The sequence below is a fragment of the Neoakkermansia glycaniphila genome (genome assembly GCF_001683795.1).
GTDB classification, from domain to species: Bacteria; Verrucomicrobiota; Verrucomicrobiia; order Verrucomicrobiales; family Akkermansiaceae; genus Akkermansia; species Akkermansia glycaniphila.
Genome location: NZ_LIGX01000001.1, coordinates 135,490 through 147,418 on the forward strand (window position 1 = coordinate 135,490; position 11,929 = coordinate 147,418).

Sequence of the window (11,929 nt, forward strand, 5' to 3'; positions counted from 1 at the left end):
TTCCTTCATATGAACCACACAGACACACCGTCCTTCTCTGCACCGAAATCCTCCCCTTGGTGGATATCCTTGCTCGCCATCCTCGAAATCATCTTCGGATTCATCCTGCTGAGCTTCCCCTTCGTCCTCAGCGGCGCCACCATCTGGGTAGGCGGCTTCCTCTTCATCGCGGCAGGATTCTTCCGCATGATTCAGGGCATTCGGCACCTCACCAACAAAGCGTGGAACTTCCTCGCGGCTCTCGCCTACCTCGTCATCGGCGTCTGCATGGTCGTCGAACCGATCGAAGCACTCGTCGTCTGGACCATGGTCATCGGCTTCGCCCTCCTTGCCGTCGGCGTCTTCCGCCTCGCTCTCGCCTTCATGCTCACCCAATCCCCGGGCAGCGCATGGCGCTTCATCAACTCCATCATCACGCTCATCCTGGGCGGCCTCGTACTCGGCGGCTGGCCGGAATCCTCCGCATGGTTCATCGGCACCGTCGTCGCCATCGAAATGATCTTCTCGGGCTGGACCCTCCTCTTCTTCTCCCTGACGCCCAAAACCCGCTAATCTCACCAAACATGCATAGCCGCAAACGGGCAGGCTTCCCTCACGGGAAGGTTGCCCGTTTTGCATACTGCATCAGGCATCCTTCCGCAACGGCTGCCACCGCCCCAACGTCGCACTCCTCCACAACCACTCCAGAGGGCCGAACCGGGCAACGCCCATCCACACTCGGCAGAAAACAAGCTGCACGCCGTACAGCATCAGCGCGGCCAACAGGCACCAGCCCGTTCCCATCTTCTGCCCGAACCCAAGCCCCCAGCCAAAAAGAACCCACGTCATCACCACAGACTGCATCACATAGCACGTCAACGACATACGGCCCATGCACGACAACCAACCCAGCTTCCCGCACACATGCCGCGAAGCCAGCAGCAGAGACACCCAGCCCACAAAACCCGCCACAAACGCCACATGCTGCCATGAAACCAGCAACCGCTCCACAGCAAAACCCGGCTGCCGCCAAACCGCTGCCACAATCGCCAACGCCGCATAAACCGCCGCTCCGGCACACCCCAGCCGCACCAGCAGCTTCTTCCTCTCCGGAGAACCGTCGAAAATAGCTGACCTACCCGCAAGCATCCCGCATAAAAACATCCCCAGCATAAACGACAACCGCCCGCTGTAAACCATATAGCACATGCGCGCGGCCAGGCCGTCCGTCACATTCCACCGCGCCATCTCCCACCATGAAGCCGTAGCCTGCGAAGGAGCGGGAGACACCCCCTCGCCCAGAGGACGGCTCATCACCGTCAAACTGGCGGAATCGAAATCTCCGCACCCGGCCAGCGCATCGAACACGAACCCCGGATTCAGGCACAGCGCCGCCGCCAAACACGCCAGCAAAAACGAAGGCACCCTGTACAACGCCACCAGAACCACCCCAAACACACCGAAAATCATCAGCACATCCCCATTATAAAACAGCGTATGCACCAGCCCGAACATCACCAGCAAAGCCAGCCGCCACATAAACCTCCCGCGAAAATCCACCCCCTTGCGCTCCGCATGGTCGAGCTGTAAAAACGTACTCAACCCGAAAAGAAAGGCAAACAGCAAATACGCCTTGGAAACGAACAGCTCGCGGTACAGCCAATCCGCCACGCCATTCAACGCAGCCATCCACTCGCCGGGTTGCAGCGAGGGAGGAGCCGCATTGTAATAATCATGGCAATGCACGAGCAGAATACCCAGCAGAGCCAACGCCCTCAAGGCATCCACCACATGAATGCGCGGCCGCCTTGCCTCATTCATCCTCGGCCGCCTGCTGAGGAAAGAGCCGACCGCACGACACGTTCCGCTTCCTGCCGCGCCCAGCGGTCGGCGCGCAAAATCACCTCCAGATCCCCTTGGGGACTCTCGGCACGATGGGCATCCATCACGGCTGCCACCGTCTTCCAAATCCCCGGGAAAGAAAGCCGGCCATCCAAAAACGCCGCCACCGCCACCTCATTCGCCGCATTGAACACCGCAGGCAGCGTACCGCCCTCAAGCCCGGCACGGCGGGCCAGCCCCAGCGCGGGGAACACATCCCACCGGGGAGCCTCGAACTTCAGGCTCGCGAGCTTCGCCAAATCGAGCGATTGGAGAGAATTATCCACACGGTCGGGCCACGTCACCGCATACTGGATCGGGAAACACATATCCGAAGAACTCAACTGGGCCAGCATCGAACCGTCCCGGAACTCCACCAGCGAATGCACCACACTCTGCGGATGCACCACCACATCCACCTTCTCCATCGGAATATCGAACAGCCAGCGGGCCTCAATCATCTCCAGCCCCTTATTGAACAGCGTAGCGGAATCGATCGTAATCTTCGTCCCCATCGTCCATGTCGGATGCTGCAGAGCCTGCTCCACCGTCACCGCTTCCAGCTCATTCGCCGGAAGCGTGCGGAACGGGCCGCCGCTCGCCGTCAGAATCAACCGTGAAACCTGCTCCGCCCCGCCGACATGCCCGGACAGACACTGGAAAATCGCATTATGCTCGCTATCCACGGGCAGCACCTTGATCCCCGCCTTCTTCGCCGCAGGCATCACAATCTCGCCCGCCATCACCAGCACCTCCTTGCTCGCAATCGCCAAATCCTTCCCTGCCTCGATCGCCGCCAGCGTCGGCCGGAGCCCAGCCGTCCCCACGATGGAAACAAGCACCATATCCGCCGCCTCCATCCGGGCCATCTCGCACAAACCTTCTTCACCCGTCACAACCTCCACACCGGAACCGACCAGAGCCCGCAAGGCATCCGCCTTCGAATCATCGAAAATCGCCACCTTCTTCACCCCCGTCTCTGCGACCTGCCGGGCCAAAGCCTCAATACTTGAACCCGCAGCCAAACCGACAACCTCCATCCGCTCCGGAATATCTCGGGCCACCTTCAGGGCACTCGTACCGATGGACCCCGTCGACCCCAAAATGACAACTCGCCGCTTCTTCATATGATAACCCGCCTATCATGCCTCACGAAGAAGCACTTGTCAATGCGTCTAACCTGGAAAACTGCTGCTCTGCCGGCAAACGGACTCACGGCTTCACGGTCGGCAAAGGTTCTGCCGGGCGAATCGGCCCCAGCACGGCATCGTTCGGCGAAGCATCCTCCTGATCCTCATCGCAGGAAACGAGACTCACCGCCGCCACAAACAAAACGCCAAGAATGGAAAAACGGAACGCATTCATGAGATCATCGGTACATCAATCGAACAGAGCGCCCTGCTGCAAATTATCTTCCGCCTCCGATCCGGCAGCGGCAGGCGGCACGGCAACCTCTCCGGCCTCAATCGCCTCCCCGGACTCCTCCGGAACGACAGGAGAAACCGTCGGCTCACCCACCGGCTTCGCCTCGGGCTCGGCGGCATTCATCATCCGTGCCACACGCTCCACGCCATTCTTCGTCACGATATTTCCCAGCACGGCACGCCCCTTCACGCGCAACTTGGAAAAATGATAGGGAATAGGCCGCTTCATATTCCGCAGCTGGTACTTGATATGCACATTCACGGACAAAGCAGCACTCTCCTCCTCCGTCGCATGTACCGAAAAGAAAAACACCCGGGAACCCTTCGTCCCCTGCGTCAGCTGGTACTCCTTGTCCCGCGTAAACCCTCCGAGGCGGAACCTCTTGGCATACAGATTACCCTCCCTGCCGTCGCGGTACATCATATTGAACACCGGATCAGCATCAGGCCTCAGCACATTGATATAAAGTAACTTCTTACCCACATAAAACTTCTCCTGAATCCGGCGCACCATCAGCACCCCGTTGGGGTCGATCGTAATCACATCGCTCAGCGTCGAACACTTGCACACAGGCTCGCCCTTCTTCACGCCATAGCCGGCAAACCCCTCCTCATCCACATACAGCGTCTCATTCTCCACAGCCACCGCTGCGCGCGACACCGCGTCGAACTCCGCCAGCTCCGTACGGCGCGGAAACGCCTCGCCGTACTTCTTCCCGATCGCCTCGAACCACCGGATCGTAAACTTCGTCAACTGGTTCAGATTCTTCTTCGTCTGCTCGATCTCCTTCGCCAGCGACTCGATATGCCTGTCCGAATCGAACACCTCGTACTTCGCAATACGCTTCAGCTTGATCTCCGTCAGCCGGATCACATCCTCGCGAGTCACAGGAAGAATCAAATCCTGAATAAACGGCTGCAACCGCTCCGTAATCGTATCCAGCGACTCCTCCCAGCTCTCGCTCTCCTCCAGCACCTTGTAGATGCGGTTCACGATGAAAATCTTCTCCAGGCTGGCATCCTGCCACGCACGCTGCAACTCGGCCAGCTTGCACTCCAGCTCCAGCCGAAGCACCTCCTTCGTCGTCGCCACATTATGCTTCAGAATCTCGCTCACCCCCATGAAAGAAGGCCTTTGATCCAGAATCACGCACGCCTTCGGAGACAGAGAAACCTGGCACTCCGTAAACGCATATAGAGCCTTCGTCACCTGCTCGCCGTCCATCCCCGGAGCCAGATGCACCAGAATATCGGCATTCGCCGCCGTATTATCCTCAATCTTGGCAATCTTGATCTTGCCCTTGTCCACCGCCGCCACAATCGACTGAATCACGGAATCCGTCGTCGAACCGAAAGGAATCTCCGTAATGCGCAGCAGCTTCTTCGACTCCTCCACAATACGCGCACGGCAGCGCACGCGGCCTCCGTTCTCTCCGTCGCGGTAATCGGAAACATCCAGAAGCCCGCCCGTCGGAAAATCGGGATACAAGTCGAACGGCTCGCCGCGCAGGCAGGCGACCGCCGCCGTCACCAGCTCATTGAAATTATGCGGCAGAATCAGGCAACTCAGACCCACGGCAATCCCGAAAGCGCCTTGCGCCAGCAGCAGCGGGAACTTCACCGGAAGCGTCACCGGCTCCTTATTGCGCCCGTCGTAGGAAAGCTTCCACTCCGTAATCTTGGGACTGAACACCACCTCCTTGGCGAACTTCGACAAACGGGCTTCAATATAACGCGCGGCGGCCGCCTGGTCGCCCGTCAGAATATTGCCCCAGTTCCCCTGCGTATCCACCAGTAGATCCTTCTGCCCCAGAGCCACGAGCGCACTGTAAATCGACGCGTCGCCGTGCGGATGGTACTTCATCGTATCCCCCACGATATTCGCCACCTTATTGAAACGGCCGTCATCCATGCGATCCATGGAATGCAGAATACGGCGCTGCACCGGCTTCAGGCCATCGTTCACATGCGGCACGGCACGCTCGAGAATCACATACGATGCATACTCAAGATAATAATCCCCATACATCAACTGAATGCTGCTGGGATCTTCCGTCTTGAAAATGGGATGCTCGGTACTCACGCCGAATCATTTTAAAACGGCGATGCTTCAAAATCAAGCACGATATCGGCCAAACGCCTCGCCCACCGTGAAAACGGAACGCAAAAACGGGAGCGGAGGCCATCCCCCCGCTCCCTGAAAACAATCGAACGAACGAACTCCTATTGAGCAGCGTTTTCCGCAGGCGCAGCCACCTGAACGGCCGGCACGAAATTCTGCATCAAAGCCTTCAACTCCTCATTGCCGAAAAAAGAAGCATTGCTGATACGCTTCCATTCGGACAGAAGGGACGCGCCCGTCTGCTGCAAAGCATTCGCCTGATTCAAGAAAGCACCCATATCTTCCGGAGCAATATCGGCAAGACCGGACGAGCCGAACGACTCCATCTCCTTGCCCAGCCGTTCGTAGTCGGCGCGCAGGCTCCCCAGCTCGGCCACGGCCGCAGCAGCGGATCCGCCATCCTGAATGGACTTCAAAAGACGCTCGGAATTCGTCATCAGATTGCTCCAGTCGTTCAGAACATCTGCCACGGAACGGACGGCCGCCGCCGGAGCGGAAGCGGAATCGGAGGGCGCGACAGGTTGCTCGGCTTGCTGAACCGGAGTGGCAGGCTGCACCGGAACGGCAGGCTGCGCAGTCGCCGGTTGAACCGCCGGAGCGGCCTGTTCCTCAACCACGGTCACGTCTTCCTCCACTTCTACCGGAGTCTCATCGACCAGCAATCCTTTCAAATCCTCATTGCCAAAAAATCCGGCCTTCTCCAAACGCGCCACTTCCGCACTCAACGAAGCATCCAAAGCATCCATGCCCTGCACCGAGGCCAAAAGCTTGTCCAACTCTTCCTGAGAAAGCTTTTCAGCGGCCGCACCCCATTCGGAATCCAACACTTCCTGAAGAACCTTCAACTGCTGCAGCGGAGCCACAGCCTTGGCAGCCGAAGCGGCATCCGTCACGGATTTCAGCACGCCTTCCACGGATTGCATCAGCTTCATCCCGTCATTCATCACCTCGGCGGCCGACCGAGCGGAAACAGAGGCCTGCGAGGGAACGGACGGCACGGGCGCAGCGGCCTGATCTTGTGCGAACACGGGCGCAGCAAGCGCCGCCCCGACCATAAGAGAAACAGAAGTCATCGTTTTCATATGCACCATACTATAACACCGACGGCAACCCTCCGGTTGCAAATCGGAAGCACAAAGCTTCCATGCTTGTGTCATACCCCCTTTCCTTCTCCCCGGTTGGGCGAGGAAAGCAAAGGCAGCATTGCCAAAATAAACACCCTGCAAGGGAAATAAATTTTCCGGAAAAACGGGAAAAAAGTGGTAGCATGCAGGCTTCGGCATATTTTTGTTGTAGACATGTTTTATTGTTGGTTTGCACGTAATCTATTTGAAAAAAGAAGATAGTGTTTGTTAGTTGCGACGGAATGGCAAAAGAATGTTATTGACGGGGCCGTGGGAAAATGTTAAATGAAAAAGGTCTTGAAGGTTGTGGCTCATGGCAGTCGCTTCCGTAAGGATTTCATCACCCCCAACACCCCCTGCAATGAATTACATTCATCAAAACAGCTATATAGTGCCCGGAACTCCGGGATACCGCCTTATCGAAAACAGCTCCGCAACCCGGCCTTCCGCCGGTGAAGCGTCCGCCTTATCAGGCGAAAGCGGCGACATGATCGCCCTGTCGTACTCGCATGGCAAACCGTCGAACTCCTCGCACGTCATGACGCCGGTACGAGGCACCTTCATCCTGCCAGAACTCCCCGAAGGGGGCACGCACACCGTCGTGGCATCGGGCAAGGTGGACGACTCCGTCAGCCTGACAGTAGACGACAGCAGCGTATCCTCCACCTCGGGAGCGCCCCATTCCTTCTCGATCAGCATCGAAGGCCTCCAACCCGGCGTCCACAAACTCGCCGTCGTCCACCACAACATCGACTACTACCCGGACCCCACGGGCAACATCTCCGTCATCTCCGGCAGCGTCGGCCCGTGCCCCCGCTTCGAAATCGAACCGGATGAAAACGTCAAGGTAGACTGCGAATGCGGCTGCGGCTGCGACCGCAACGACGGCGACTCCGGAGGAGAGCTACCCGCCCCGGCCGCCCGCATATCCATACCGCACGGCAGCTTCGGCTCCTCCTCGGCAGGCAGCGGCATCATCCGCGAAGCCCGCCTGCAATACATGCGCTGGAGCGTCACCTTCGGCACCTTCCGCGGCATGGGCGGCATCCCGAAAGGCCGCATCGAACTCATCGGCTACCGCTACTCGGCCTCCCTCCTCACCCCGGCAGGCCTCGCATACAGCCACCCCGCCGCCTCCTTCGTCTCCCTGCCTGCGGGCGGCATCCGCCCCAACAGCCTCCTGCGCGTCCGCCAGGGCGGCGCCTACGCCAACTACATCTGCGACGCCAACGGCCGCACCGCCTTCGGCGTCGGCTCCACCTCCTCCAGCACCGACCGTGCGGACTTCGTCACGGAACTCGTCCGCACCCCCTCCGCCGCCCTCCCTCTGGCGGAAGCCGCCTACCTCCGCATCCTGAAAACGGACGGCACGGCCACCTTCTACCACCTCGAAACGGGCGCCTTCGCCGCCTGCATCTCATCGCAAAACAGCCTCCTCACCGCCGAAGAGGCCGCCCAATACCTCGACATCGTCCGGGAACAAAACGGCACCATCCGCCAAATCTGGAACTACTGGGACGGCCTTGCGGACATCGTCGCCGCAGAAAACGGCTACATCGTCGCCCTCTACCTCCCGAACCAAATCACCGGGCAGAACCCTGCCAGCGGCCTCTACACCACCTCGGGCACCCCCTTCCAAACATACGCCATCGGCGGCGACCCGGCGGCCTCCAGCCTCACCGTCACCGAAACCGACCACACCCTCCCGGCCTCCATGCCCCCCTACACCACGGAATGGACCGAAACGGACCGCCTGTGGAACATCACCCGCGGCACGGGAGACACCGCCGTCTCCACCACCCGCACCCGCGAAACATCGCCCCTCGCCGGCACCTACCGCATCGTCACCACCGTCAGCAAAGGCGGGGCAGCCGCCTCCGTCGTCGCAGAAAACTACATCTCCCTCCCCGTCGGCGAACTCCTCCTCAGCCGCACCGAAGGCTACGGCAGCCCGCAGGCCCTCACCACCGCCTACACCTACGACGGCGCCGGCAGCCGCATCAGCTCCATCGGCCCGCAGCAGGGAGAAACCCGCACCATCCACGACGCACACGGCCGCGCCACCGTCCTCGCCCTCCCGTGGGCAGGCGGCCAAAACCGGATCATCAACACCTCCTACCGCAGCGACGGCGCCACATGGACCGACGAACCCGCGCAAATCGACACCACCATCGTCGACGCGGGCGGCATCCCCCGCCTCCACCTCCGCGAAACATACGCCTACAGCGAAACAAACGCCGTCAAACGCGTCGAAAAACGCAGCACGGCCAACGGCCTCACCCGCCTCGAAATCACCGAAACATGGCAGGGCAACGCCGAAAACATCCATGCCCGCGGCCGCCTCCGCATGACCCAGACCGCCGACGGCATCCAGACATGGCACGACTACGCCCCCGCCTCGGCACACGGAGCCCTCTACACCGCCACCGAAGAAACCCGCATCGGCGGCCAGCCCGTCCCCGGCCACAGCACCCGCAGCACCGCGTGGATCGACGCGCAGGGCAACGCCCTCCGCACCGAACAACACATCCTCGACAGCGCGGGCCACTGGCAACTCCTCGCCGCCGCCGACTACGAACACGACATCCGGAACCGCTGGACCAAACGCACCCGCAGCAACGGCCGCACCACCACCCGCGCCCACATCTGCACCGGAGACCTCCTCCGGGAAACCGACGAAAACGGCACCACCACCACCTACGGCTACGACAGCTCCCGCCAGCTCATCGAAACCGTCCGCAGCGCCACGGCAACCACCCCGGAAACCGTCACCTCCTACCAACGAGACGCCCAGGGCCGCATCCTCCGCACGAGACGCGACACCGGAGCCATGACCACCGTCGAAACCGCCGCGTACGACCTGCAGGGCCGCCTCATCGCCCAAACCGACACCCTCGGCCGCACCACCGCCTACGCCTACAGTGCGGACGGCCTCACCGAAACCCTCACCACCCCCTCCGGAGCCACCCTCATCACCGAACGCAACCCGGACGGCAGCCTCGCCCGCCAGCACGGCACCGGCCAGCGCGAACTCCTCCACGAACACGACTACAGCAACGCCCGCATCCGGCACACCGTCAAACTCGCGGACCGCAGCACCATCCTCTCCCAAACCCTCGAAAACGGCTTTGGAGAAACCGTCGTCGTCACCACACCCAGCACCACGGGCTACCTCTACGACCGCACCACCTACAACAACAAAGGCCAAATCACCCAGCGGCAGCGCGACACCGGCTCGGCAGCCGGCTCCCTCGCCATGGCTCCCACCCTCTACGAACACGACGCCTTCGGCAACCCCGCCAAAGAAACGTGGAAACTCGCCGCCACCCCCACCCTCGCCAACTCCCGCATCACCACCTGGGCCTACCGCGTCGAAACGAGGGCCGACGGCATCTACCGCATCGCCGTCGCCACCAAAAACAACGGCAAAGGCACCACCTGCACCGAAACCGCCGCCCAACTCATCTCCGAACACCCCACGCTTGAAACCCGCAGCGAACACACCTGCCCGCGCGGCCACACCACGGTAGACAGCACCGCCTATGGAGAAGGCGCGGAACGCATCGTCACGCAAACCCTCCCCACCTCCGTCATCGAAGCCGCCGCCACCGTCATCGACGGCTACACCGTCTCGCAAACCGACCACGCCGGCATCACCACCACTGCCCGGCGCGACTGGACCGCCACCGGCCTCCGCCTCACTCAAACGGACGGCCGCGGCAACGCCTCCGTCACCCTCACCGACATCGCCGGCCGCCCCGTCAGCGCCACCGATGCTGCGGGCCACACCACCGCCACCGCATACTGCCCCTGCTGCGACAACCCCGCCTGCATCACCGATGCACTCGGCCACACCGCCCGGTATGCCTACGACATCCGGGGACGCAAAACCGCCGAATGGGGCACCGGCATCCAGCCCGCGCGCTACGCCTACGATGAAGCCGACCGCCTCACCGCCCTCACCACATGGCGTGCCGACGAAGAAAACATCGAAACCGACCCCACCGAACGCACCGACGGCGACACCACCACATGGCAATACCATGACGCCACCGGCCTCCTCACCCGCAAAACTTATGCGGATGCTTCGCACGAAGACACCGAATACAATGCCCTCAACATGCTCTCCCAAAAGACGGATGCGAGAGGAATCGTTTCAACGTACACGTGGGACACCGCCAAAGGCCTCTGCACCCGCATCGAACACAGCGACGCCACCCCGGCGCAGCAAAACACCTGGAACCACATCGGCAACCTCTACCGCATCGCGGACGCCCAGGGCACGCGCGACATCGTCTACAACAACTACAACGAAAAAGACACCGACAGCGTCACCGTCGCCGGCATCAAACACACCGTCACCGAAACATACGACGCCTACGGCCGCCCCGCCGGCTACACCCTCACCAAACCCGGCAGCACCCTCGACACCGTCGCCTGGCGCTACGGCACGGACGGCCGCCTGAACCAGGCCTCCTTCCTCCAGGGAACGGAAGAAAAAACATTCGCATACGCCTACCTCCCCGGCAGCCACCTCCTCCACACCCTCGCGCACCCCAACGGCCTCCTCACCACCCGCAGCTACGAACCGCAGCGCGACCTCCCCACAGCCATCGACACCACGCGAGGCGCCACCGGAGTCGTCCTGCGAGGCTACACCTACGATGCCCTCGGCCGCCCCGCCACCCGCACCCGCGCACGGCAGGGAACCACCCGGCAGGACGCCTTCGCCTACAACGACAGAAGCGAATTGACTGGTGCAACCCTCGGAACCGCGCCCTACGCTTACGCCTACGACAACATAGGAAACCGGGAAACGGCGCAGGAAGCGGCGCAATCTGTCACCTCCTATGCCGCCAACCAGCTCAACCAATACACCGCCATCGGGCAGAATGCGGCGGAACCCTTTATTCCCGCCTACGACGCTGACGGCAACCAAACCACCCTCCAGACACAAACGGGGAAATGGACCGTCGACTACAACGCCAACAACCGTCCCACCCGCTTCACCAGCCAGGACGGCAACACCATCGTCGAAAACGGCTACGACTACATGGGACGGCGCTACATGAAAAAAGTCTCCGTCAACGGAACCGTAATCCTGCACCAGCACTACCTCTACCGTGGCTACCTGCAAATCGCGGCCCTCGACCTCACGCGCAGCAACGCCCCGGCCCTCTGGCTCCTCCACTGGGACCCGACCCAGCCCGTAGCGACGCGTCCCCTCTCCCTCCGCAAAAACGGCACATGGTACACCTACGGCCACGACCTCACGAAAAACGTCACCGAACTCTACAAGGCTGACGGAACCATCGCCACGGCCTACGACTACACCCCATACGGCACCGTCACCGCCAGCGGCATCGACCAGCCCATCCAGTGGAGCAGCGAACACTACG

7 protein-coding genes are annotated in these 11,929 nt (G+C 61.2%); 2 read left to right on the forward strand and 5 right to left on the reverse strand.

Annotated elements, in window-relative coordinates:
• The first annotated feature begins 9 nt into the window (after positions 1 to 9).
• Positions 10 to 552 carry an HdeD family acid-resistance protein gene (locus tag AC781_RS00615; RefSeq protein ID WP_067771860.1) on the forward strand — a complete coding sequence of 181 codons (543 nt, stop codon included), beginning with the start codon at positions 10 to 12 and terminating at the stop codon, positions 550 to 552.
• Between the two features lie 72 nt (positions 553 to 624).
• On the opposite strand, the gene AC781_RS00620 is transcribed toward AC781_RS00615, so the two are convergent.
• The 5 genes from AC781_RS00620 to AC781_RS00635 form a co-directional block, all read right to left on the reverse strand.
• Positions 625 to 1,800: a DUF418 domain-containing protein gene (locus AC781_RS00620; protein WP_067771863.1), complete on the reverse strand. Its 1,176-nt coding sequence runs from the start codon at positions 1,798 to 1,800 to the stop codon at positions 625 to 627.
• On the reverse strand, positions 1,797 to 2,987 hold the full coding sequence (locus tag AC781_RS00625) for a 1-deoxy-D-xylulose-5-phosphate reductoisomerase (protein WP_067771866.1): 1,191 nt from the start codon (positions 2,985 to 2,987) through the stop codon (positions 1,797 to 1,799). The genes AC781_RS00620 and AC781_RS00625 overlap by 4 nt, the downstream gene beginning before the upstream one ends.
• Before the next feature lie 85 nt (positions 2,988 to 3,072).
• On the reverse strand, positions 3,073 to 3,225 hold the full coding sequence (locus tag AC781_RS13855) for a hypothetical protein (protein ID WP_156850316.1): 153 nt from the start codon (positions 3,223 to 3,225) through the stop codon (positions 3,073 to 3,075).
• A 15-nt stretch (positions 3,226 to 3,240) separates the two neighbouring features.
• Positions 3,241 to 5,367, reverse strand: coding sequence for a DNA gyrase/topoisomerase IV subunit A (locus AC781_RS00630; protein WP_245741058.1), 2,127 nt, complete (start codon positions 5,365 to 5,367; stop codon positions 3,241 to 3,243).
• A 140-nt stretch (positions 5,368 to 5,507) separates the two neighbouring features.
• The gene (locus tag AC781_RS00635) at positions 5,508 to 6,488 is read right to left on the reverse strand and encodes a hypothetical protein (RefSeq protein ID WP_141675645.1); all 981 of its coding nucleotides are present in this window, start codon (positions 6,486 to 6,488) and stop codon (positions 5,508 to 5,510) included.
• 403 nt (positions 6,489 to 6,891) lie between these two features.
• On the opposite strand from AC781_RS00635, the gene AC781_RS14330 reads away from it, so the two are divergent.
• Positions 6,892 to 11,929: RHS repeat domain-containing protein (locus AC781_RS14330; protein WP_176712463.1), on the forward strand; the 5,038-nt coding region annotated here is incomplete at its 3' end.